This window comes from Micromonospora sp. NPDC050695, assembly GCF_040654415.1.
GTDB lineage: Bacteria > Actinomycetota > Actinomycetes > Mycobacteriales > Micromonosporaceae > Micromonospora.
This window is the reverse complement of the sequence record NZ_JBFAHZ010000046.1, coordinates 1-22,595: the sequence shown is the minus strand read 5'-3', so window position 1 is coordinate 22,595 and position 22,595 is coordinate 1. Positions and strand designations below refer to the sequence as shown.

The following is a 22,595-nucleotide window of genomic DNA, read 5'->3' as shown; positions in this document are numbered from 1 at the left end:
GACATGGATCCCCCATGGTCGGAGCCCGGAACAGTCTGGCACCCTCCGGCGGAGCCAGCTCGGACACTGCCGGCACGCGCGAGGAGGCTTCGCCTATCATCGGCCACCCGTGGCCGGCGGCGGGCCCGGGGAGGGAGCGGCAGTGACGTACGTGTCGGTCGAGGTCCCATCGCCCCTGAGCCAGTGCATCATCTTCTGCGAGGTCGTGTGTGTCCGCGGGTGCTGCGGGATCGACGCCGTCTCCACCGATCCCGCCCTCATCGGGGCGTGGTGCCGGCGGGTGGGCCCGGACGCGGTGCTCGAGGCTCGGCTTCAGCTCGCCGAGCTGATCGAGGTGGTCGAGGATCGCTCACAACGCGTCACGTCGACTTTCCTGAACCACCGCACGTACGACGATGCCGGGCGGCGTCAGTTGCTGGACTTCCTGGCCGCGTTCGAGGCGGGACTGGCGACCGCGGACGAGGCATGAGTGGTCCACGTGATGCGGACTGTCGTCAACTGACGCCTGGAAACGGCATCACCGTGGTGGACCTGGACCCAGGGCCCCGATTACGCCCCTTGCGCACCTGGCGAGGACGACTACGGCCCCACCGCAACGACGTCCCTCGATTATCCTCGATGCCGGACCCTGCGATTCCTCTAGGGAGGGCAAGGATGGCCGCGGACGAGGCAGCACCCCTGGGCGTCGACGTCTCCACCCCGAGCATCGCCCGGGTGTACGACTTCTTCGTCGGCGGCAAAGATCACTTCGCGGTCGACCGGATGGTCGCGCAGCGCGCGCTGGAGATCATGCCGGACGCGCAGGAGGCGGGGCGCGCGTGCCGGGCCCTGCTGCGCCGGGTGGTGCGTCATCTGGCGGCCGAGGCCGGCATCCGGCAGTTCCTCGACATCGGTTCGGGGCTACCCACCGAGACCAACGTGCACCAGGTCGCGCACGAGGTCGATCCGGCGGCGCGGGTCGTCTACGTCGACAACGATCCGTCGGTGCTGGTGCACGGGCACGCGCTGCTCGCCGGCGACGGCACCAGCGTGCTGATCGAGGCGGACATCCGCTCCCCCGAGACGATCCTCGGGCACGCCGTCGTGCGGGAGAGGCTCGACTTCACCCAACCGATCGGTCTGCTGCTCTTCTCGGTCCTGCACCATCTGAACGACGCGGAGGACCCGGGCGCGATCGCGGCGACCCTGCGCGACGCGCTGCCGCCCGGCAGCCATCTGGCGATCATTCATTTCTGGGATCCGGCCGAGGAGCATCCGGAGACGTCCGCGAAGGTGCGGGACGCCGAGCGGGTGTTCAACGAGAGCCTCGGCACCGGGCGCTGGCGCCGGCGTGCCGAGATCGAGGCGTTCTTCGGCGACTTCGAGCTGATCGAGCCGGGGCTGGTGCCGCTGGCCGAGTGGCGGCCCGACGGCGAGGCCGTAGCCGAGCAGAAGGACAGCTACCACACCATGCTCGCTGGGGTCGCCCGCAAGCGCTGACGCACGCGGCCGGGTGGCGGAACGTGAATCTCGCCTGACTCGACAATTCTCCCCCTAGGTTCGATGCGCAGGACGCAGCCGAACCGGGGAGAGACGTGGACAGTTATCCGGCGATCGAGGATCACGGACTCATCGGCGACCTGCAGACCGCCGCGCTGGTGACGTGTGACGGGACGGTCGACTGGTTCTGCGCACCGCGTTTCGACTCGCCGAGCATCTTCGCCGCCCTGTTGGACAAGGAGAAGGGCGGCTACTTCCGGATCGCGCCGCACGACGTGCGGTACGTGACCAAACAGCTCTACCTCCCCGGCACACCGATCCTGATCACCCGGTTCATCAGCGCCGACGGGGTGGCCGAGGTGATGGACTTCATGCCGGTCACCGGCGAGCGGGCCACCGACGCGCACCGTCTGGTCCGCATCGTCACCATGGTCCGGGGCAGCATGCGCTTCCGGGTGGAGTGCCGGCCGCGGTTCGACTACGCCCGCGAAGAGCATCGGTTGGAAACCCACCGCAACGGCTACGTCTTTCGCGGCCGGTCGACGTCGCTGACATTCAACCCGGTCGACCCGGCACGGCGGTTGATCTCCGAACGTGGCAGCATCCGCATTGAGGGCGGCGACCTCGTCGGGTACGGCACCCTGAACGAGGGCGACACCGGCGGGGTGGTCCTGGAGACTGCCGGCACCGAGCCGCGGATCATCCCGCCCGAGGAGATCCAGGGCATGTTCGAGTGGACCCGGGACTACTGGCGGCGCTGGCTCGAACGCTCCCGTTACACCGGCCGTTGGCGGGAGATGGTCGAGCGCTCCGCCATCACGTTGAAACTCATGACGTACGCGCCGACCGGCGCGATGATCGCGGCGCCCACCGCCGCGCTGCCCGAACTGGTGGGCGGCACCCGCAACTGGGACTACCGCTACACCTGGGTCCGGGACACGTCGTTCTCGGTGCACGCGCTGCTCGGCCTCGGCTTCACCGAGGAGGTCAGCCGGTACATGGACTGGCTGGACGAGCGGATCCGCGAGGCCGGCGACATGCAGGACCCCCTGAAGATCATGTACCGGGTGGACGGCTCCTCCGACCTGCACGAGGAGGTTCTCGATCACCTGGAGGGCTACCGCGGCTCGCGGCCGGTGCGGATCGGCAACGGTGCCGCCGACCAGCTCCAGCTCGACATCCACGGCGAGGCGCTCTACGCCATGCATCTCGCGGACGAGCAGGGTATCCGCGTCTCGCACCAGGTGTGGAAGAGCACCGTCCGGCTTGTCGACTGGCTCTGCGAGCACTGGGATCAGGCCGACGCCGGCATCTGGGAGAGCCGCCACCACCCCCGTAACTACACCTTCGGCCGGGTGATGTCCTGGGTCGCACTGGACCGGGCCGTCCGCCTGGCTCTTCGGACCGGCCGGCCCGGGAACGTCACCGGCTGGACCGAGCAACGCAACCACATCTACGACCAGGTCATGGCTCGCGGATACGACCGGGGCCGTGGCACGTTCGTGCAGGCGTACGACGAGAGCGTGCTGGACGCGGCCCTGCTCGCCATGCCGTCGGTCGGTTTCGTCACCCCGAGCGACCCCCTGTGGCAGTCCACGTTGGCGGCGATCGAACGCGAACTGGTCTCCGACAGCCTGGTCCACCGGTATGACCCGGTCCACTCCCCGGACGGGCTCCCCGGCCATGAGGGCACGTTCAACATGTGCACCTTCTGGTACGTCGAGGCGCTGGCCCGATCCGGCCGCCTCGACGACGCCCGACTCACGTTCGAGAAGATGTTCACCTTCAGCAACCACCTCGGCCTGTATGCCGAGGAGATCGCCGAGACCGGGGAGCAGATCGGCAACTACCCCCAGGCGTTCAGTCACCTCTCGTTGATCAACTCAGCGCTGACGCTCAACGACCTGCTCGACGAGGAGGCCGCCGCCCGCAGCCGCCGGTAGCGCGGGCCGGTCCCCGGGAAGGGCTTGACGCGTCGGCGTCCATCACGCATGGTCAACCTGCATCGACAGCTACGAATGTATCGACACGGGGAGGACTGATGAAGGTCTTCGTCACCACCGCCTCGGCGGCAGCCCTGCTGCTTCTGGCGACGAGCGGCGCAACTTACGGCCAGCCGGCGGCCGACGTGCCCTGCGCCGGGCAGATCCACCCGAACCCGGGGTTCGAGCGCGGCGCCACCGGCTGGACCGCCGGGCCCCGCATCGTCGTGGTCGGCGACGCGACCCGGCCCGCGCACACCGGCCACGCGTACGCCACCTTCGCGGGACTGGACGTGACGCGGGGCGATCTGCTGCGCACCACCGTCACCGTGCCGGCCACCTGCGACCTGACGGTCCGCTTCTCGGTGCGGACCACCACCACGGAAACCACCCGCGGTGACTACCTGAACGTCGGGATGGCGGTCACCGGGATACCTCCGAAGACGAGGTTCTCGCTGGCCTTCGACGGCGGGTCGCAGTGGCGTCAATACAGCATGTCGACCGGGACGGCGACGACCGAGCGCACCGCGACGGTCAGCTTCGTCGCCAGCGAGACGGCCGGCAACGGCACCACGGCCTTCGACGTCGACGACACGTCCTTCACGCTGAGCTGACCCCAGTCGCACCTGGGCGACCGGTGGCAGCCCGACGCCGCACGCCCCCGCGGGGCCGGCGGGTGGTTCCCGCCGGCCCCGCGGTCAGGGTCACCGTCCGTAGAGCTCGAATTCGTAGAGCGAGAACCCGTACGAGGTGGCCCGCTTGACCCCGTACACCCGAACGTAACGGGCGCTGACCGGGGCGAACGTGGCGTTGTCGACGCCGCCGTCGCCGGTGGTGGTGGCGAACACCGGCGTCCAGGAACTGCCGTCGCCGGAGACCTCGATCCGGTACGAGGTGGCGTGAGCGGATTCCCACCGCAGCACCGCCCGGCTGACGGTGCGGGCCGCGCCGAGGTCGACCCGGAGCCACTGGTTGTCGTTGTAACTGCTGGCCCACCGGCTGCCGAGGCTGCCGTCGACCGCCTTGCCCGGGGTGTAGCTGGTCAGGAACTGGGTGCTCGACGCGGTGGCCGGGCGGCCCTGGGCCAGGTTGGTGAGGTCGTCGCCCCGACGCGCCGGGAACGAGACGACCTGCTGGTAGGTGGGGCGGTTCTGCCAGGCGATCAGCGGGTGGGTGATGCCGCCCAGGCCGGACTGGGCGATCGAGTCGGCGCACCACTGGTCACCGGCCCCGCAGGACTTGTCGCCGGGATAGACCGTGCCGGCCGGCACCGTCGCGGCCTGGCCGAGCGCGTCGAGCAACGCCTGCCGGCAGGCGCCGAGGTTGCCGTTGCCGCAGTACGCGCGGCCCAGGCCGCCGGCCACCGGGTCGCCGAGCACGGTGCGCAGGTCCTTGTCGACGTAGCCCCACCAGCCGTGCTGGAACGACGAGCCCTTGTGCGCCTGCCCCTGCAACGCCCAGCTCACCGTGCCGTCACGGCCGCCGTTCTGGCCGCCGGACGGCGCCTCGTTCACCTCGATGGCATCGACCAGCGCGGCGTAGAGGTCCGGTCCGAGGCCGGGGCGGAACTCGGCCGAGGCCAGCAGCGGCCACCAGGCGTCGAAGATCCGAATGGCGTCGGCGTGCTGGTAGACCTTTGAGCCGGGGGCCGTCTCCACCCGTCGGGTGCCGGCCTGCTGCCAGGCCCGCAGCTTGCCGATCGCGTCGGCCAGCGCCGGGTCGGTGACCGGCGCGCTGTCCAGCACCCGCAGCAGCTCGCCGAGAACCTGCTGGCCGCGCAGGTCGGTCACCGCCGCGTCCGCCATGATCGTGACGACGTCGGCGCGGCCGAGCTTGCGCTGAGCGATCGCGGCGCGCACCGGGCCGTCGAGCAGCTGAGCCCGGTGTACGGAGCCGAAGCTGAAGTTGCCGTCGGCCGCGCCGAAGTCCTTCGCCTGCTTGTTGTTCCAGCTGACGTAGTAGTCCTGGTTGACCGACTGCGGATGGGCCGAAGCCGGGGTGTAGCTGGCGTCGTTGGTGTCCGGGTTCCAGCCGGCCCACTCGTACGCCGGCTCGGCCTTCGTCGGCAGATTCGGGTCGGCGCTGGCGGGTCGGACCGGGTTCGACCCGGAGTTGTAGTACGCCGCCTCCGTCGAGTTGACGTAGAACCAGTTGAACGCGTACCCGACGCTGGCCGCAGACGCCTGGAACGCCGCCGCGCTGCCCATCGCCGACGGGTCGTTGTACGCCTGGAAGCCGATCGCCGAGTCGGCCTCGTGCCGGTAGGTGGAGCGCAGCTTGGTGAACGCGGTCGGCTGCCCGTTCACCAACCCCCGGTACGCGACCAGCCCGTACTTCGTGCGCAGTGCGCGCAGCGTGTACGAGCCGGCCGGGGTGGAGTCGGCCAGCGTCGGCGACCAGGAGTTGCGCTGCTCCAACGCCTCCATGGCGACACACTGCCCGTGGTAGAGGTAGCGGTTGGTGCGCAGCGTCGGCGCGCTGCCGTCGGTGGTGCACAGCGGCACCGCGTACGTGTCGGTCAGGTCCTGGGAGGCGGAGGTGGCGCTCCACGCGTAGTCCTGGCCGCGGCCGAGCAGGACGTAAAGGTTCAGCCCGGCGAACGCGGCACCGCGGGCGCTGATCCCCGGCCCCTGCAGCTCCTGGAGCATGAGCAGTTGCGGGGCGAAGTAACCGGTCTGCGGGCCGAACACGGCCACCGGGTTGCCGGTGGTGGTGTGCCGCCCGGAGACCACCACGGCGTTGGACATGCCGTGCGCGCGCAGGTTGGCCAGGCCGCCGAGCAACCCCTGGGTGGCGGTGCTGCCGCCGGTGCGGGCGGCGGCACCGCCGCTGGCGTCGTAGGCGAGGGGTTCGGCGGTCACCGTGCCGGCGTCCGGAAGCACCGCGCCGGTCGCACCGGGTGGTGTCGCGCCGTACGGGAAGCTCTGCCCGTCGTGCAGCGTGAGCACCGTTTCCGGGTCGTTCTGTGAGCGGAACGCCTGCCAGACCCGGTCGCCCTCGGTGGCCCCGTACCTGGCTCGGGCGGCCACCCGGACCAGTGCGGACTGGATCTCGCTGCCGCCACCTCCGCCGAAGAGCCCGCCGACCACACCGGCGGTGGCGATCAGGTCGGTCATGGTGAAGTGCGTCGGTTTGCCGGCGCCGGCCAGCACGTACTCGCCGGGGTAGTTGTCGTCGGCGATCGACTTGTCGATGTAGGCGTTGATGCCGGCGATGTAGTCGACGACGTCGGTGTAGAGCTGCTGGCCCCGGGCGCCCTTGGTGCGCAGCGCCTCCACCTGGGCCTGCAGGTCCGCCTCCGAGTACGGCGAGTTGGCCCAGATGCTCTGCTCCAGCTCGCGGTTGCCGGGTGCGCCGCCGGCGAACGAGGTGAGCGTGCCGCGGCCGGCGTGGCGCAGCAGGTCCATCACCCAGAGCCGGTCCTGAGCCCCGGCGTAGCCCGCGCCGAACATGGTGCCGGCGCGGGTCGTGCCGGTGACGTGTGGGACGCCGGTGGCCTTGTCACGCACGATGGTGACGTCCGAGCGTGGCGACACGGTGCTCTCGACCTGGGCGGCGGGGACGCCGAACGAGGCGTCGTTGTAGAAGTGGGCGATCTGCTCGTCGGTCAGCCCGGCGTAGTTGTAGACCAGGTTCGCGTACTCGTCGAGCTGGTCGCTGGAGTGTGCCGGGCGGGTGCCGAGCGCCTGGTGGGCCAGGATGGCGACCAGCGTGGCGTTGCCGTTCTGCCCGGGAGGCAGGATGTCGGCGCACTGGCCGAGGCAGTAGTCGTCGGGGGTGAAGGTGGTGGCCGCGAGCGCCGGCGACGGCGGGGTGACCGTCAGGACGCTCGCGGTCAACGTGGCGGCGGTGAGCGCCGCGAGTCGGGTACGAACTGTGGGTCTGGGCATGGCGATCCTCCGGGGACGCGGAGTCGGGCCGTACGGTACGCCCGGCTGCCGGTGCCGACCTCTCGCCCTCCGCGCCCGGGCGTCCACCAGGAGGTGAGAATGACTCACATCGATCTGTCGCAATGATCGATGCAGGACCACCGTCCGGGATAGCCGTCGTTCACCACGCGCCAATGCCGACGTTTCGCCATCCACCGCCCGTCGCGTTCACCACCTCGACCGACGGGCGTCCCACCGAGAATCACGAGTACATCAGGTGCAGCATCATCCCGGCCTCGGCGTGCGCCAGGTTGTGGCAGTGGTTTGCCCACATCCCCGGGTTGTCGGCCCGAAACGCCACCTCCCACACGTCGCCGGGGCGTACGTCGAAGGAGTCCCACCGCAACGGGCTGCCGGTCGCCGGCCGGCCGTTGCGCGACAGGATCAGGACGTGATGTCCGTGCAGGTGCCACGGGTGCACGACCGGGGACCGGTTGACGATCGTGAACCTCACGACGTCGCCGAGGCGGACGACCTGCGGCGAGATGTCCGGGTCGGCCGCGCCGTTGACGGTGTGGGCGTAGCGCGGAAGCAGTCCGTGCAGGTCGAGACCACGGTCGAGAACGAGGGTGAACCGCCTGTCGAACCGCGGCCATGGCACCGGCGAACTGACGCCGTAGGTGAGCGGATCCAGCACCGGCCAGGCGGCGGTCACCGCCGACACCGGCCCGGTCGAGTAGACGGCCCGTCCGTCGACGAACAGCGCCACCGGCGTGGCGGGCGCGGTGAACACCAGGTCGTAGCGGCCCCCGGCCGGGATCTGCACGGCGGTGTCCACCAGCGAGGTCGGGCCGCGCAGGTCGGATCCGTCGATCGCGGCGACGCGGAACGGAGCACCGGCCAACGCGTACCGGTGGGTCGTGCTGTCGGTGTTGATCAGCCGTAGCCGCACGGGCACTCCCGCCCCGACCGCCTCCGTCCTCGGCTCGGGCAGCGCACGGCCCGCCAGCGTGTGCACCGGCACCGTGACGTCGACGCCGGTCACCGGTGCCGGGTGCACCACCAGGACACCGTAGAGGCCCATCCGCACGCCGACGTCGGAGACCGAATGCGTGTGGTACCAGTACGTCCCGACCTGGTCGGCACGGAACCGGTAGACGAACTCCTGCCCGGGCAGGACCGCCGCCTGGGTCACGCCGGGCACACCGTCCTGGCTGTTCGGCACGTCGTAGCCGTGCCAGTGCAGCGTGACGCCCCGATCGATGTCCCGGTTGCGCACCGTCACCTCGATGACCTCGCCGACGGCGGCCGTCAGCTCCGGGCCGGGGACCTGCGCGTTGAACGCCCACGCCGCGACGTCCCGGCCGCCCGCCCGCACCGTGGCGGTCGCGGCCGTCAGCGTGAACCGCCTGGTCGGTTCGCCGACGGTCCGCGCATCCCGATCTGCGTGAGCATGCGGTACGCCGGGCGCGGCGCCCGGGGCGACGACCAGCCCGGTTCCGGTGACCAGCGCCGCGGCGGCCAGCCCGAGGGCCACTCGGGACATCGTGCGGGACGGGCGCGCCCCGAGGGCGAGCCAGGAGACCGCGGTGGCCGCGAGCACCCCGGCGACGGCCAGCAGTCCCACTCCCGCCGACGCGGGATAGCCGTGCAGGAGCGTCACGAGCAGGGCGGCGCTCTGGGCGTACCCGGCGAACAGGAGCGCGACCGCGACGGACCGGATGTCGCCCGGGGCCCGCAGCAGCCGCGGCCCGGCGACGGCCACCGCCGCGAGCGACAGGGGGGCGGCGATGAGGATCTTCTCCGCCGCGAACCACCAGCCGGCGCGGGCGAGCGCGGTGATGGTGACCGCCCGGGCGAGGGTGGCGAGCAGCGCCAGGACCGCCAGCCCCAGCGCGAGCGGGCGACGCCGCGCGGCGGACGCCGCGCCACCGCCCAGCCACCCCGACCTCACCGCGGTCCGCGTCCTCATCCTCACCAACTACGGGCTCGACTCCTACGTGTTCGCCGCACTCCACGCGGGCGCCAGCGGTTTCCTCCTCAAGGACGCCGACCCCGCCGACCTGCTGCAGGCCGTTGCCGTCGTGGCTCGCGGCGACGCGCTGCTCGCCCCGGCCGTCACCCGGACGCTCATCAGCGAGTTCGTGTCCGGTCCACCGCCGGCCGAGCCGGCGGCCGAGCCGGCGGCCGAGCCGGCGGCCGAGCCGGCGGCCGAGCCGGCGGCCGAGCCGGCGGCCGGACGCGAGGTTCTGACCGCCCGCGAACAGGAGATCGTCGAACTCGTCGCCCGCGGGCTGGCCAATGACGAGATCGCCCAGCGGATGGTGATCAGTCCGTTGACCGCCAAGACACACGTCAACCGGGCGATGGCGAAGCTGCACTGCCGCGACCGCGCCCAGTTGGTCGTGTGGGCGTACGAATCGGGACTGGTCACGCCACGCCGCCGGTGACGTTCTCCGCTGTTGCCCCTGGTCGTCTTCTCGTTCGGTTCGACCCTCGCGGCATGCCACCGACCGGACCGGCGTCCACCGCCCGATGACGTTCGTGCGGCGGGCGTCGTCCGGGTGAGAGGCTTGAGTACGTGGGGCTGAATACGGAGACAGCAGCGCGGCTCGCCGACGCACGTCTGGCGGAGTGGCAACGCGTCAGCCACGACGAGTGGCGCGCGATGCTCGACGACAAGGACGTACGCCAGGTGCTTGGCGAGGACGGCAAGCGGTACAGCGTGGTCAGCTACGCCCTCGACGAGGGCGATGGGCGTATCCGCATGGTGGTGGCCGTGGATGACGGGGGCCGTTCGGCGTTCGTTCCGCTGGTACGTGACGAGATATGGTGCCGGATGGGCTGACGTCCTCGCTGTGAGGGTGGGGCTACCCGATGGAGCTGGCTGAGCGGTCCGCCACCGGAACAACCCTCGTACACATGGCTTCGACATCGCGTAGCCCCTCGTCCTCCTCGTAGATGCAGGACGCGCAGATAGACAGGTCCCGACCGTCCGGCCTCGGGTGCACCCGGGACGCGTGCCCGCACTCGGGACAGGGCTCGTCACCAGCGTGACTGGTCATGCTGCGATCGTCGCAGAGTGACCACTCTCGTACCGGTGCGGACCTCACCCCCCGGCGGCAACCCGTGCGACCGGGTGGAGCGCCCCCGCGTCCTCGCCGCGCAAACCTGAGTACCTCGACTCATGCCCGGGCGGGGTGCAGCCGTCGAGGCTGGACCGCATGACGTCGGAAGCGGTCGGTCGACGGGGCGGCCCGCTCGTGGGATTCCTGGTCCTGGTGTGGATCTGCGGGCTGATCGCGGCGGCTGTGTCGGTGGTGGGTATCAGCCTGGAGCAGTGGAGTGTCAGCTACGACGGCCAGACCGGCGAGGTCGAGGACCTCCAACGTCGGGTGAGAGATGCTCTGCTGGTCGTCGGGCTGGTGGCGACCGCCGGGCCGGCCGTCATCGCGCTCGTCGCGTACCGGCTACGGCTGACACGCACCGCCGTCGTCTTCCTGGTGCTGACCGTCGTGATCGCCGTGCCCGCCGTACCGATCGCCGTCCTCTCCGGCTGGGACCTCGATTCGGCACCGGCACCGACGCCCGGCCCGCCCGGGCACTGCGTGGAACACAGTGGCGGGGACAACCGCTGCCCGGGCGGCTGACGGATCAGAGGAATGGATGTCGTTCCGGTAGGGCGACACGAAATATCGCCCCACGACCGGCGGTGCACTTCCCACCGCCGGTAAGAGCTGGAAAAGCGTAGGGTCGGCATGCAGTGGAAGACTGCCCGCCAGCCGCGGGCCTTCCGTCACCTGCACGCCGCGATCAGGCGAGTACCACGCTGCACGTTCACCGACCTGTTCCAGGAGGTTCGATCATGTCCAAGGACTCGACGACCAAGGCGAACGTCAAGAAGAAGGGTAAGACGATCAAGGAGAAGCAGACTGCGAAGCGCCTGAAGCGCGACGAGCAGAACGGGCACTCCTCAAACATCGTGCCTACCGGGCGCTGACGGTACGAGGTCTTCCCGGACGAAGGCCAATGCCTGCTCCGCCGCGACAACCAGGCCAAGGCCTTCACGGACGCCGGCGAGTTCCTGATCCAGCATCTCGGCGACTGACACCGGACCGTGCGCCGTCGGCCGGGCTCGGTGTCGGTCACTCCTTCGGCACTGGGCCGTGCGCAGACGGCCGCGCTGCGTGTCGGGTCACTCCTCCGGGGCGATCAGCCGGTCGTCGGCGGCGTCGCGGACCGTGATCGCTTCCACCGGGCAGGAGTCGGCGGCGTCGATGATGACCTCGGCCGGGGCGACGACGTCGGCCAGCGGCGCGGACAGGCCGTCGACCAGGCGGAAGTGCTCGGGCGCGGTACCGGCGCAGATGCTCGTGCCGATGCAGCGGCGCGAGTCCACCCCGATCCGCCAGGCGGTACTCACCAGGCCACCGGCATGCCGAGCAGACCCCGCACCAACATGCCGCGCTTCCACTGCAGCTCGGCCTCCGGCACGGCGAGCCGCAGTCCGGGCAGGCGAGTCACGAGGGTGGCGACGGCGACCTGCAACTCCATCCGGGCCAGTTGCGCGCCGACACAGTGGTGGACGCCGTGCCCGAAGCCCAGGTGCGGGTTCTGCTCGCGGCCGAGATCCAGCCGGTCCGGGTCGGCGAAGACGGCACCGTCCCGGTTCGCCGACGACAGGGAGCCCAGAACCGGCTCACCTGCCCGAACCAGCACCCCGCCGACCTCGACGTCCTCCTTGGCGTACCGGGCGAAGGAGGAGCCGACGCCGAGCGGCACGTACCGCAACAGTTCCTCGACGGCGGCCGGCACCAGCGACGGGTCGGCCCGCAGCCGTGCGAGCTGGTCCGGATTGTTCAGCAGGACGTAGACGAAGTTGGGGACCTGGGTCACCGTGGTCTCGTGGCCGGCCGCGAGCAGCCCTGCGGCCAACTCCACCAACTCGGTCTCGCTGAGCCGATCCTGATTCTCGTCGCGGGCCCGCACCAACACGCCGAGCAGGTCGTCGATACCCGGCTCGCGGCGGCGCTCGGCGACCAGATCACCGATGTAGCCCCAGAGATTGTTCAGGTACTCCTGGATCGTTTCCGGCGGCAGCGAGGTGGTCGAGACGATCGCCTCGGACCAGAGGTGGAAGCGGTCGCGGTCGGCGTACGGGACTCCGAGCAGCTCGCAGATCACCTGGATCGGCAGCGGCGTGGCAACGTGCTCCACCAGGTCGGCCGGAGGACCGATCCGGACCATGTCGTCGACCAGTGCGTCGGCGATCTCCTGGGCTCGGGGTCGCAGCGCCTCCACCCGCCGTGCCGTGAACGCCTTCGCCACCAGCCGGCGCAGCCGGGTGTGATCGGGCGGGTCCATGGTCAGCATGCCGCTGTACTGCTGGCGCGGGGTGAGCCTGGGCTCGTCGCGCTGGACGGCCGGGGCGCGGCCGAACCGCACGTCGCCGAGGACCGTGCGGACGTCCTCGTACCGGGTGGCGAGCCACGCCTCCTCGCCGTAGGGGAGCTTCACCCGGGTCATCGGCTCGTTCTCGCGCAGCTCGCCATAGGTCGGATCGACGACGAGGCGGTCGGGCACACTGAACGGGTACGGCCGCGCGGGCGGAACGACTCGGCTGTCGGCGGTCTGCGCGCTCTCCGTCATCCGGATTCCCTTCGTCGAGACGGCGTGATCCTCAGGCCGGCACCACGGTCGCTACGGTGCCGGATTGCCAGCGGCCAGGGCTTGCGAAGAGTCACGCATCAACGCTCAGTGATATTCCGATATCGGATCGTAGCGAGAGATGTCGATGATCGCCATGGAGGCGGGCCCGTTGCCGAGCTTCGGCAAGATGGGCTGGCGCTGGCCGCGGAATCGACGTGGGAGGACGGCAGCAGGTGACCTACGGCGCTTCCCCGCCTGCCGTGCCGTCGGGACCGGATCGGATGGTCGCCATCCCGCCAACCCTGGCGGAGATGCCTTCCGGGGTGGCGGAGGCGGTGGCGAAGACTGACGAGGGGCGGCCGGCGGTGTGTCCTTGCTCGACGTCGATCCTGCTCTGGCCGCGGCTCGCGAACAGGTGCGCGGCGAGGCATCCCGTGCTGTTGGCGTTGACGACGTCCTCGTCGACGCCGATCGCTGGTGCGAACATGCGCGCGGTCGCTGCGCCGCCGGTCGGGCCGAGCTGGTAGACGAAGCAGCCGAGATAGCCGAGACGGCGGCATTCGGCTGCGAGTCGACGTAGGTCGGGCCGTATGGCGAACAGGTTCGGCAGCGATCTGACCGGTACGAGCAGCTCGAGCCCGCGCGGCTGCTGGCAGCCGCCGAGGCCGCGGTGACGTACTACCGTGCCCAGCTCGATCACGCGGGCGGTCCGCGCGCCTACCTCGCCGGACGCGGCCTCGGTGTTGTTGTTCAGCGGGAGTGGCCCTGGCGGGTTGGGTACGCCCCACCAGGGTGGAGTTCGCTGACGCGCCACCTGATCGCCGCCGGTTTCACGGCGGAGGAGTTGGTCGGTGCGGGCTTGTCGACGCACAGCCGGCGGCATCCGGATCGACTGATCGACATGTTCCGGGACCGGATCATGTTCCCGGTGCGCGACGAGGTCGGACATGCGGTGGCGTTCCTCGGTCGCGCGGGCCCTGGCTCCGCGAACGGTGTGCCGAAGTACATCAACAGCCCGGACACCGCGATCTACACCAAGGGGCGACTGTTGTTCGGTGTCGCGGAGCAGCAGGAGCGCCTCGACGCACGGTGGGTGCCGGTCCTTGTCGAGGGGCCCGCTGACGTTCTTGCGGTGTGGCTGTCGTACTCCCGGTCGGGCCGCTCCGGCGCGGTCGCCCTCGCGCCCTGCGGCACTGCGCTGACCGACACCCAAGCCGCGATCCTACGGGAGCTACCCGGCGCCGGGCGGGGCGTCGTGGCGGCATTCGATGGCGACCCGGCCGGCCGTAAGGCGGTGGACCGCGCCTGGCAGCTACTCCGGCAGCAACGCATGCCCGGCCCGCTGCGCGCGGCCGAGTTCAGCGCCGGCGCTGACCCCGCCGACCTGCTGCGGCGGCCGGACGGCCGGGCTCAGCTACGGGCCGCGCTGCAGCGGCGGGCGGTGCCCATGCTCGATGCGGTGGTCGACCACCGCCTCGCCCGGCTCGTCAACCGGCACCCTCGGCTGCTGGAGGACATTGGCGGCAGGTGCGCAGCGGTGCGCGCCCTGGTGCCGCTGCTGTTCGAGGCGACGAGCCCCGACGAGGCGGTCCGGGTCGGCCGGCGCATCGTCGCCCACACAGGCACCGGCGTCGACACCGTCGTGATCGCCGCGCTCGAACACGTGGAGGACGCGATACGACATGTCCCGCCCGGCACCGACGCAAGCGCGGGGCCCGAGACGGCATGACGAGCAGACCCGCAGAGATTCGGTCCCGTCCAGCCGCGATGAGAACGACGCCGAATACGACAACGCCCTCATCGCCCAGGCGACCGAGGTCGCGGTTGCCAGGCTGTGACGCGGTGGCACTGCCCGCACCGAGTCGCCACCTGGTCGCCCACCCATCAGCCCGGCATGCGACGCTCAAGTTCGGCGACCAACGGGCCCACGCCGCGTGGCCCCCGGTCACCACCGCCACAGCCGCACGATTCCTGGCATGACAGCACGTCACCCCCACCCCCTCTTTGTGCCCGGAGGAACGCAGACCATGGACCACGCGTCTCAGCTCATCCAGGAGCGGAGTGCCCCGCCGGCCACGCTGGTGATCTTCGGTGCCTCCGGTGACCTGACCCGGCGTAAGCTGCTGCCCGCGGTCGAGAGCCTGGCTCGGCATGAGCGGCTGCCGGACCAGTTCGCGCTGGTCGGCGTCGCGCGCACGCCGATGACCGACGAGCAGTTCGCCGAGAGCGCCCTCGGCGAACGCACCCTCGCCAGTAAGCGCCAACTCCAGGGCGGCGTGCGATACGTGGCCGGCGGCTACGACGACCCGGAGACCTACAAGCGGCTCGTGGAGACCCTCGACGAGCTGGACGCACGGCGGGGCACGTCCGGCAACCGGCTCTTCTATTTGTCCACCCCGGCCGGAGCCTTCGAGCCGGTGATCAACGGACTGGCCGGTGTCGGGCTCAACCAACCACGCGACGGCTCCTTCTCCCGCCTGGTCATCGAGAAGCCGTACGGACGCGACCTGGTCACGGCCCGCGAGCTCGACGGCGTCGTGCACAGCGCGTTCGACGAGCACCAGGTCTTTCGTATCGATCACTACCTGGGCAAGGACACCGTCCAGAACGTGCTGGCGCTGCGCTTCGCCAACTCGATCTTCCAGCCCATCTGGGATCGCTCGTGGGTCGACCACGTGCAGATCACCGTCGCCGAGACCCTCGGCGTCGGCAGCCGCGGCGGCTTCTACGAGGATGCCGGGGCGATGCGGGACATCGTGCAGAACCATGTGCTCCAGGTCCTCGCGCTGGCACTGATGGAGCCACCGGCCTCATTCGAGGCTGAGGGCCTGCGCAACGAGAAGGTGAAGCTGCTGCAGGCGATCCGGCTCCCCACCGACCGGGACATCGCCGAGGCCGCGGTCCGGGGACAGTACACCCGGGGCGGTACCCGCGAGGAGCTGATGGCCGGCTACCGCGAGGAGGCCGGCGTCGACCCCCTGTCCCGAACCGAAACCTACGCCGCTATGCGGCTCAACGTGGACAACTGGCGCTGGGCCGGAGTGCCGTTCTACGTACGCACCGGCAAGCGCCTGCCGGCCCGGCTCACCGAGGTGGCACTGCAGTTCCAGCGGCCGCCGCACCTGCCGATCCCGACCGACCAGCTCACCGGCCTCGATGCTGACGCGCTGATCCTGCGGATCCAGCCCAACGAGGGCATCTCGCTGCGCTTCGGTGCCAAAGTGCCGGGCCACTCCTTCCGGGTCCGCACCGCCACGATGGAGTTCTCCTACGACCAGACGTTCGTCGAGGAGTCCCCGGAGGCGTACGAGCGTCTGCTCCTGGACGCGCTGATCGGTGACGCGTCGCTGTTCATCCGCAGCGACGAGGTGCAGCAGTGCTGGCGGATCGTCGACCCGATCATCGACAACTGGGCGAAGGACAACTCGCCGATCCCCACCTACGAGGCCGCCTCCTGGGGCCCGACCGACGCCGACCGGCTCATCGGCCGGCACGGCCGCACCTGGCGCAACACCGCGTGACCCAACCGGTGCCCCGGAAACCGCCGGGCGTCCGCCACGGCCTGGCCGTAACCGCGGCGGACATCCTGGAGGGGAGAGGTCACACTCGCATGTGTCGCCCCTCCGGCAGGGGCCGCCCGTCCGGGGGCGCCACGAGCGTCGGGCGCTGACCGATGGTGAGCCACCGTAGCGCCCATTCCAGCGGTCCGTATCGCAGCCGGCGTAGCCAGAGCGCGCTCAACACCAGCTGCCCGGTGAAGGCCGCCGCGACGAAGGCGAACAGCTCCAGTGGCGAGAGCGAGCCGGCCAGCCCGAACCCGATGCCGGAGAAGGCGATCAGGCCGATCAGGGACTGGCCGATGTAGTTGCTCAGCGACATCCGGCCAGCGGGGGCGAGCGCGGACCTGATGAGGCTCGTCCGGCGGCTGTGCATGAGTCGCAGCAGCGTTGCCACGTACGCCGCGGTGAGCAGTGGGGCAGTCGCCACGCTGGCGGCGACGCCGAGGGAGTTGCCGTTGCCGCCGGCTGTGGTGTAGACGAGGGCGCCGAGTAGGCCGATCGGAAAGCCGATTCGCTGGAGGCGGCGGAGGACAGGTTCGCTGCCGGTGATCCGGGCAAGCCACTGCCGGCGGCCGGCGACCATGCCGAGCAGGAACAGCGCCAGGGCGGTCGGGCCCTGCAGGGTGACCGCCTGCAAGATCAGCAGCGGCAGGCCGGCCAGGTGCTCGCCGATGTTCGAGGCCCAGCCGCCGAGAAGCGCCCTGGTGGCCGCCTCGCCGTTGACCAGCGCCTGCGCCTCGCTGGGAAAATACGCCGTCCGGTCGATCAGGAACGCGCCGGCGACCAGACCGGCCAGCACGATCACATAGAGGCCGACGGCGACGCCGATCGCCGTACGGTCCCTGGTCTTCCTGAGCAGCAGCAGGCCGACGCAGGCCACCGCGTACGTCATAAGGACGTCGCCGCCGTAGAGCAGAACCGTATGGAGCGCGCCGATGATGAACAAGCCGCCGATCCGGCGCAGCATGCGGGCCGTGAAGGATGCGCCGGCCCGGCCGGCCGCGGCCATTTGCAGCGTGAAGCTGTAGCCGAAGAGGAACGAGAACAGCACATAGAACTTCATGTCGATGAACACTGAGGACAGCGCGCGGACCAGGTCGTCCAGAGCCGAGCTGAAGCGGGGATCGGTCACCAGATTTCCGGGAAAGCCCGACGCCATGAAGGTGACGTTGACCGCGAAGATGCCGAGAAGTGCGAAGCCTCGAACAGCGTCCACGTCCAGGACACGTCTTGTCATACCCGTACCTCCCAAAACTCTGTATCGCGTACACTGTATGCAATACAGAGTTTCTGGTCGGAGCGTTGAGGACAAGACCGGGCGGCCGACTTAGGGGAAAGGTCAGGGACGTGGAACGCAGGCTCCCACCCGTCGTGGCCCGGTTGTGGGGGCGCGAGATCCCCTCCAGGCGTGGCCCCCGACCCGGCCTCGAGCTGGACACCGTTGTCGGTGCCGCGGTGCGGCTGGCCGACCGTGACGGCCTGGAGGGTGTGACGATGAGCAGTCTCGCCTCGGAGCTCGGGGTGGCGACCATGTCGCTGTACCGCTACGTCGGCAGCAAAGAGGAACTGCTCGTCGTGATGGCCGACGCGGCGACCCCCGAGCCGCCCCCGATCAACGGCCGGGCCTGGCGGCCCTACCTGACCGGGTGGACGAGGGCCAACCGCGACTTCCTCCTCCAGCGGCCCTGGCTGCTGACGCTCGGCCAGCACGCCCCGCCGCTCGGCCCGCGCACGCTGCGCTGGCTCGACCGGGCCCTCGCCGCGCTCGAGAGCACCGGCCTCAGCCACGCCGAGGGCATCAACATCACCACAACCCTGACCGGGTACGCCTCGCGTCAGGCGGCCCTGACCCACGCGATGACCGCGACCACTGGCACCGTGAGCGAGGAGGTCGGCGGGCTGGTCGAGTACGGCGAGATCCTCGGCGCTGTGCTCGACCCCGCCGAGTTCCCGGCGCTCGACGACGCCGTTCGGGCGAACGCCTTCGGCGCGGCCGAGGTCTGGATCGACGACGCCGACTTCACCTTCGGCCTCAGCTTGCTGCTCGACGGCATCGAAGCGCTCATAGCCCGCAAGGCTGACGATCGGCCGACGCCCATCGTCGCGAACCCGTGAGATCGTCCAAGCTGCACCCCGTCCGTCTCGCCTGACCTCGTGCGCGTCAGTCCGGCAGCCAGTGCAGCTCGTGCGACAGGGCTTTGGCGATGGCACGGATCGGACGTGTCCGGTCGAACACAGGAGGTTTCCATGGCCAAGGGCTACTGGGTCAGCGTCTACCCCGCCATTTCCGACCCTGAGACGCTGACTGCCTACAACACGCTGGCGGAGTGCGTTGGATCTTTTTCGCTTTTACCGTACGAGAGACGCCTCCGAGCGGCGGTGCCAAGATTCCCCAGGCGCCGCGCGCGCACCAGCGACCTGCATCGACCGGCGCAGCAGCAGCCCGGGGCTGACCAGATCGATGTGGACAGATGGCATTCGGTGTGGGACTGGGGCATGATCGGGTGGTGGCCTTCCGGATCTCATGGCACAGCTATTCGGCGTACAGCGCGGAATCCCACACGCTCTATTGGTTTGCCGAGGAGCCGGACTGGCGTTCGGGCCCGCTGCGGAAGTCACTCGGCAACGCGATGTCCCACAAACCGGTGGACCCGCCCGCCACCTCGGACGAGATCGCCGACTGGACCGCGGCGGCGAGCAAATACCTGGACGCGGTCGCCGCAGCCGCCGCCGAACTGCGCGTGGTCGCCCAGCGGACGTCGCGCCGGCGACGGCGGCGGCTGACCGGCGGGCTGGCGCGAGCCGCGTACGCGAAGGCAAGGGAGGTCCACCTGGCCCGAGTGCGCGCGGCCGACACCGCCTACGGGCCGGTCCGAGAGGTCATCGAGCGGCGGCTGGCGGAGCAGGCGGCGGCCCATCGTGCGGCCGGCGTCCGGGCGTACGAGGAGCAGGAGCGCCGGCGGCAGAAGGCCGAGGTCCGGTTCCGAGAGTGGGAGCGGCGTCAGGCGCTTGCGGACCGGCCGCTGCCCGACGGGCCGACCCCGCGCGAGCTGGCGGCCACCGGCGACGAGCCGGCGAGCTGGCCGGCGGAGCTGGTGGCGCAGGTGGCCGACGTCGGCGTGTGGTGGTCGGGCCTGCGCGCGTCGGTCCGCAACGAGCAGGCGCGCGCCGGGGCCGTGCGCGACATCCTTGAGGCGATCAACGCCACCGCTGCCGCGCTGGACGCGGCGGGCAGACCCGGCCTGATAGCCGACAAGGAAGCGCCCAACGAGCAGCTTTTCGGCTGGTGGATCGCGTTCGACTGGTCGGGCCTGCCCGACAGCGCGGTACTGCGCGTCCCGCCCGACATGCCGGTCGGCCATCTGCTTGGCGGGAGGTGGGACTACGACCTGTACCTGCCGGACCGGAGGCTGTTCACGCCGACCATGTCGGGGTACCAGTTCGCCACGGTCACCACCGAGAGCATCGCCAACGGCATGGCACAGCGGCACAGGTGGTGGAAGCAAGGCCCCGAGGATTTCGCGAACAGCCTCGTGCCCGCCTGGATCTCCTACACGGAGCAGTACGGGATGTACCGCCACGTGCGCACGCCAATGGTGGACCACGCGGATCCCGATGTGTACGTGCCGTACGTCCAGGCGGTGGCCCGGCTGGCGGTCCTTCCCCTCCGGGCACTGACGCCGTCTCAGTGCTGACCGGCGAGGCCGGGCCACCTGCTCCAGGGTTGGGACTGGCAGGGGCGTGTATTTGAGCTTCCCCCGTTCGCCACACGTCCACGCACGCCACACACGCTTTCCCCAAGATCAGGCCGTGCGGTCCACGTCGTGCCGCGCACCATCGTGCAGGCCGCGTGGTCCCCACTTGGTCCCCGGGACGCTGACACGGGTGGGGCGCACCGGGAGGAAATGTGGACACGGCCCGAAGTCGTTCGGCAATGACCTGGCTCGGCCTGCTTCATGCCGATATCTACACCCAGGAACTGACCGCCGTTCACCGCCGTCGCCCATCGCGACGGGCACGCAACGGGCACGGGCCGACTGTCAGCTTGGGAATTGCACAAGATCGGCTCAGGGCATGGCGTTTCGCCTTGTCGACCTGGCCGGCGATGGCCTCGTTTGGCCTCCCGCGACACCACCTTGTGGCCCGTGGATGGCCCGCCATCCTCGTCGGCATCCCAGGTTGGTGCGGACTACCCTGACCGCCGTGACGACCGTCGAGCAGCTTGAACGGGACGTGTGGCCGGAGCCCCACCCGGACGACACGTTCCTCGTGAGACGTTGCACCGAACTGCGACGCAAGCCGTTGGCTGAGTTCACGGTTGAAGACCTGCGCATCATGCTCGGGCAAGAGATCGGTGTGCCGGCTCTGCTGCCTCTCGCGGTACAAGTCCTGCTCCGCGAGCCCCTGGCAGAAGGTGAGTACTATCCGGGCGACCTGCTCCGCAACGTGCTGCGGCTGCCCGGCTCGGCCTGGTCGAACCTTCGAGCGGAACGCGAGAGGTTGGTGCTGGTGCTGGCCAAGCTCGTAGCTACTCCCCCGTTCTCCGATCCTGACCTTAGGCCTCGTGATCCGTACCGAGAGATTCGTGACGCCATCCTGCGATTCTTAGGTCGATGAGAGCGAATCTCCTCGTCGGGCAGTCGTAGACCGTCCAGCCTCCCCGGACGGGGAGGCTGGTAGCCCTTGTGGTGCCCGCCGAGGGGACCCGCGGGCGGCATCTCTGAGGGTCGGGGTTCGGGGCGGAGCCCCGAGGTCTTTGGGGTCCTGGTGCACAGAGACCGGCCTTGTTCCTGTCAGACTTTCTTACGTGATCGTCAGACTCGCGGAAGAGCAAGACTTCCCCGGCTTCCTCGCCCTGGCAGCTCAGGTCGAGCACTGGCTTGGCCCGATGGTCGAGGATCTTGGCTTCCACAACGCCGTCACCAAGCAGATTCGCCGGTCCACTGCGCTCGTCGCTGCGTCCCCCGACTCGGATCTCCTCGGCGGCCTGATGTTCGCGGCGAAGCCCCCGGTGCACCACGTTCATTGGCTTGTCGTCTCGGAAAAGGCACGGGGACAAGGAGTCGGGCGGGCACTGCTGAGCGACGCGTTCCGTAGGTTCGTGCGACCGCCAGGCAGCGTAGAAGTCGTCACTTTCGGGGCAGACCATCCGGGTGCTTACGTCAGTGGTGCCCGCGTCTTCTACGAGCGCCTCGGCTTCACTGCTTCGGAGGCTGCGGATCCGGGTCCGGAAGGTGGATCTCGACAGGTCTACCGTCTGACTCTGCCCTGATTCACGACAGGCCGGCCGGCGCGGCCCGCTTGCGGGCCGCCTCGATCCAGAAAGCGAACGATTCGGCAGCCATCCCGGCTGGACACTTGAGACTTGACCGTCGGCTAAGCAGCGCCAGCGAGCTCCAACTTTAATGATCTTGGTCCCCAGAACGGCGAAAGGGCCGACCCGATATCCGGATCAGCCCTCTAACCTGCGTCGGGACGGCCGGATTCGAACCGACGACCCCTTGACCCCCAGTAGTCCGGTGGCCCAGCGGCATGCTCACGCACGTTTGTCCAGGTCGCCTGAAGTATAAACCAGCCGAGTAAAGGAGTTGTCGCACCAATGCCCACCAACATCGCCGACGACCCCCGCCGACCACGGCTCCCGCTGGGTGACCGGCCCCCGCTAGGTATTCGTTGCCGTGAGCATGTGCATGAGCCACGTCTGGGCTGACCCGGCCAAATCGCCACTGAACAGGGGCGGACGATATGCCGATGCGTCATGTCGGACCTCCGCCCTACATTGCTCGTGTGAACGTTTCGCACGCACCGCTGAGTACCTCCCGGATCCTCGTTGGTGACACGTGCGCGCTGGTCAATGAGGTCTTCGAAGGCACCCGCCGCGCAAGCCTGACGAGCTTGCTCGCGGCGCTGCATCACGGCGCGGTGCGCCTTTACGTACCACGGCATGTTCTTGACGAGGTCTGAAGTTCCACCCTGGGACCGGTCACCGGGGTTTCATGCCGCGAGGGCGTGGGCTTGACGGTAGCAGGCACGCGTTTCGTGGGGCGTGCGGTGGT

The 22,595-nt window shown here is 69.9% G+C and carries 20 protein-coding genes and 2 pseudogenes; 16 read left to right on the top strand and 6 right to left on the bottom strand.

The window, feature by feature from the left end:
• The first annotated feature begins 151 nt into the window (after nucleotides 1-151).
• The 4 genes from AB0H52_RS25395 to AB0H52_RS25380 all read left to right on the top strand — a co-directional run bounded on the left by AB0H52_RS25395 (nucleotide 152) and on the right by AB0H52_RS25380 (nucleotide 4,075).
• Nucleotides 152-469 carry a DUF6331 family protein gene (locus tag AB0H52_RS25395; protein WP_357950509.1) on the top strand — a complete coding sequence of 106 codons (318 nt, stop codon included), beginning with the start codon at nucleotides 152-154 and terminating at the stop codon, nucleotides 467-469.
• A 185-nt stretch (nucleotides 470-654) separates the two neighbouring features.
• A complete protein-coding gene (locus tag AB0H52_RS25390) occupies nucleotides 655-1,479 on the top strand; it encodes an SAM-dependent methyltransferase (RefSeq protein ID WP_151488992.1) in 825 nt (274 codons plus the stop codon).
• Between the two features lie 95 nt (nucleotides 1,480-1,574).
• Nucleotides 1,575-3,422, top strand: coding sequence for a glycoside hydrolase family 15 protein (locus AB0H52_RS25385; protein ID WP_151488991.1), 1,848 nt, complete (start codon nucleotides 1,575-1,577; stop codon nucleotides 3,420-3,422).
• Nucleotides 3,423-3,520: 98 nt separating this feature from the next.
• Nucleotides 3,521-4,075, top strand: a complete 555-nt coding sequence (locus AB0H52_RS25380) for a hypothetical protein (protein ID WP_151488990.1) — start codon at nucleotides 3,521-3,523, stop codon at nucleotides 4,073-4,075.
• 90 nt (nucleotides 4,076-4,165) lie between these two features.
• Here AB0H52_RS25380 and AB0H52_RS25375 read toward each other — a convergent pair whose 3' ends face one another.
• Both AB0H52_RS25375 and AB0H52_RS25370 read right to left on the bottom strand, forming a co-directional pair.
• A complete protein-coding gene (locus AB0H52_RS25375; protein ID WP_357950505.1) occupies nucleotides 4,166-7,351 on the bottom strand; it encodes a penicillin acylase family protein in 3,186 nt (1,061 codons plus the stop codon).
• A gap of 241 nt (nucleotides 7,352-7,592) precedes the next feature.
• Entirely contained in the window at nucleotides 7,593-9,284 is a 1,692-nt protein-coding gene (locus tag AB0H52_RS25370) for a multicopper oxidase family protein (protein WP_225854239.1), read from the bottom strand.
• On the opposite strand from AB0H52_RS25370, the pseudogene AB0H52_RS25365 reads away from it, so the two are divergent.
• The 4 genes and pseudogenes from AB0H52_RS25365 to AB0H52_RS25350 all read left to right on the top strand — a co-directional run.
• Nucleotides 9,274-9,780, top strand: a pseudogene (locus tag AB0H52_RS25365) (response regulator transcription factor); the annotation flags it as partial. The gene AB0H52_RS25370 and the pseudogene AB0H52_RS25365 sit on opposite strands and share 11 nt — an antisense overlap.
• Nucleotides 9,781-9,911: 131 nt before the next feature.
• Nucleotides 9,912-10,178 (top strand): hypothetical protein, encoded by a 267-nt coding sequence (locus tag AB0H52_RS25360; protein WP_151488987.1) that lies wholly within the window; start codon nucleotides 9,912-9,914, stop codon nucleotides 10,176-10,178.
• 376 nt (nucleotides 10,179-10,554) lie between these two features.
• The gene (locus tag AB0H52_RS25355) at nucleotides 10,555-10,980 is read left to right on the top strand and encodes a hypothetical protein (protein WP_357950502.1); all 426 of its coding nucleotides are present in this window, start codon (nucleotides 10,555-10,557) and stop codon (nucleotides 10,978-10,980) included.
• 215 nt (nucleotides 10,981-11,195) lie between these two features.
• Complete coding sequence (locus AB0H52_RS25350) at nucleotides 11,196-11,330, top strand: hypothetical protein (RefSeq protein WP_255473660.1); 135 nt, start codon at nucleotides 11,196-11,198, stop codon at nucleotides 11,328-11,330.
• 195 nt (nucleotides 11,331-11,525) lie between these two features.
• On the opposite strand, the gene AB0H52_RS25345 is transcribed toward AB0H52_RS25350, so the two are convergent.
• The 3 genes from AB0H52_RS25345 to AB0H52_RS25335 all read right to left on the bottom strand — a co-directional run bounded on the left by AB0H52_RS25345 (nucleotide 11,526) and on the right by AB0H52_RS25335 (nucleotide 13,679).
• A complete protein-coding gene (locus tag AB0H52_RS25345) occupies nucleotides 11,526-11,753 on the bottom strand; it encodes a ferredoxin (protein ID WP_151488985.1) in 228 nt (75 codons plus the stop codon).
• Nucleotides 11,750-12,979 carry a cytochrome P450 gene (locus tag AB0H52_RS25340; protein WP_151488984.1) on the bottom strand — a complete coding sequence of 410 codons (1,230 nt, stop codon included), beginning with the start codon at nucleotides 12,977-12,979 and terminating at the stop codon, nucleotides 11,750-11,752. Before AB0H52_RS25340 ends, AB0H52_RS25345 begins: the two co-directional genes overlap by 4 nt.
• 238 nt (nucleotides 12,980-13,217) lie before the next feature.
• Nucleotides 13,218-13,679, bottom strand: a complete 462-nt coding sequence (locus tag AB0H52_RS25335; protein WP_225854238.1) for a PhzF family phenazine biosynthesis protein — start codon at nucleotides 13,677-13,679, stop codon at nucleotides 13,218-13,220.
• Between AB0H52_RS25335 and AB0H52_RS25330 the strand changes: the two genes are divergently transcribed.
• On the top strand, nucleotides 13,650-14,708 hold the full coding sequence (locus AB0H52_RS25330; RefSeq protein ID WP_192580190.1) for a toprim domain-containing protein: 1,059 nt from the start codon (nucleotides 13,650-13,652) through the stop codon (nucleotides 14,706-14,708). The genes AB0H52_RS25335 and AB0H52_RS25330 overlap by 30 nt on opposite strands.
• 298 nt (nucleotides 14,709-15,006) lie before the next feature.
• Nucleotides 15,007-16,500, top strand: coding sequence for a glucose-6-phosphate dehydrogenase (zwf, locus tag AB0H52_RS25325; RefSeq protein ID WP_151488982.1), 1,494 nt, complete (start codon nucleotides 15,007-15,009; stop codon nucleotides 16,498-16,500).
• A gap of 79 nt (nucleotides 16,501-16,579) precedes the next feature.
• On the opposite strand, the gene AB0H52_RS25320 is transcribed toward zwf, so the two are convergent.
• Nucleotides 16,580-17,776, bottom strand: coding sequence for a DUF418 domain-containing protein (locus AB0H52_RS25320; RefSeq protein WP_151488981.1), 1,197 nt, complete (start codon nucleotides 17,774-17,776; stop codon nucleotides 16,580-16,582).
• 110 nt (nucleotides 17,777-17,886) lie between these two features.
• Between AB0H52_RS25320 and AB0H52_RS25315 the strand changes: the two genes are divergently transcribed.
• From AB0H52_RS25315 to AB0H52_RS25290, 6 genes and pseudogenes are all read left to right on the top strand, one after another.
• Nucleotides 17,887-18,654 (top strand): TetR/AcrR family transcriptional regulator, encoded by a 768-nt coding sequence (locus AB0H52_RS25315; protein WP_357950497.1) that lies wholly within the window; start codon nucleotides 17,887-17,889, stop codon nucleotides 18,652-18,654.
• A 132-nt stretch (nucleotides 18,655-18,786) separates the two neighbouring features.
• Nucleotides 18,787-18,864, top strand: a pseudogene (locus AB0H52_RS25310) (DUF1330 domain-containing protein); the annotation flags it as partial.
• 146 nt (nucleotides 18,865-19,010) lie between these two features.
• Nucleotides 19,011-20,234 carry a hypothetical protein gene (locus AB0H52_RS25305; protein WP_192580189.1) on the top strand — a complete coding sequence of 408 codons (1,224 nt, stop codon included), beginning with the start codon at nucleotides 19,011-19,013 and terminating at the stop codon, nucleotides 20,232-20,234.
• Between the two features lie 508 nt (nucleotides 20,235-20,742).
• Nucleotides 20,743-21,156 (top strand): contact-dependent growth inhibition system immunity protein, encoded by a 414-nt coding sequence (locus tag AB0H52_RS25300; RefSeq protein WP_357950494.1) that lies wholly within the window; start codon nucleotides 20,743-20,745, stop codon nucleotides 21,154-21,156.
• A 190-nt stretch (nucleotides 21,157-21,346) separates the two neighbouring features.
• Nucleotides 21,347-21,811, top strand: a complete 465-nt coding sequence (locus tag AB0H52_RS25295; protein WP_151488977.1) for a GNAT family N-acetyltransferase — start codon at nucleotides 21,347-21,349, stop codon at nucleotides 21,809-21,811.
• A gap of 515 nt (nucleotides 21,812-22,326) precedes the next feature.
• A complete protein-coding gene (locus AB0H52_RS25290) occupies nucleotides 22,327-22,503 on the top strand; it encodes a hypothetical protein (RefSeq protein ID WP_192580188.1) in 177 nt (58 codons plus the stop codon).
• The last annotated feature ends 92 nt before the right edge of the window (nucleotides 22,504-22,595 follow it).

What these genes read in the sequence shown, in the direction of transcription:
- AB0H52_RS25390 (WP_151488992.1), top strand. Translation starts at nt 655, where the DNA reads ATGGCCGCGGACGAGGCAGCACCCCTGGGCGTCGACGTCTCCACCCCG.
- AB0H52_RS25380 (WP_151488990.1), top strand. Translation starts at nt 3,521, where the DNA reads ATGAAGGTCTTCGTCACCACCGCCTCGGCGGCAGCCCTGCTGCTTCTG.
- AB0H52_RS25375 (WP_357950505.1), bottom strand. Translation starts at nt 7,351, where the DNA reads ATGCCCAGACCCACAGTTCGTACCCGACTCGCGGCGCTCACCGCCGCC.
- AB0H52_RS25355 (WP_357950502.1), top strand. Translation starts at nt 10,555, where the DNA reads ATGACGTCGGAAGCGGTCGGTCGACGGGGCGGCCCGCTCGTGGGATTC.
- AB0H52_RS25350 (WP_255473660.1), top strand. Translation starts at nt 11,196, where the DNA reads ATGTCCAAGGACTCGACGACCAAGGCGAACGTCAAGAAGAAGGGTAAG.
- AB0H52_RS25340 (WP_151488984.1), bottom strand. Translation starts at nt 12,979, where the DNA reads ATGACGGAGAGCGCGCAGACCGCCGACAGCCGAGTCGTTCCGCCCGCG.
- zwf (WP_151488982.1), top strand. Translation starts at nt 15,007, where the DNA reads ATGGACCACGCGTCTCAGCTCATCCAGGAGCGGAGTGCCCCGCCGGCC.
- AB0H52_RS25320 (WP_151488981.1), bottom strand. Translation starts at nt 17,776, where the DNA reads ATGACAAGACGTGTCCTGGACGTGGACGCTGTTCGAGGCTTCGCACTT.
- AB0H52_RS25305 (WP_192580189.1), top strand. Translation starts at nt 19,011, where the DNA reads ATGGCATTCGGTGTGGGACTGGGGCATGATCGGGTGGTGGCCTTCCGG.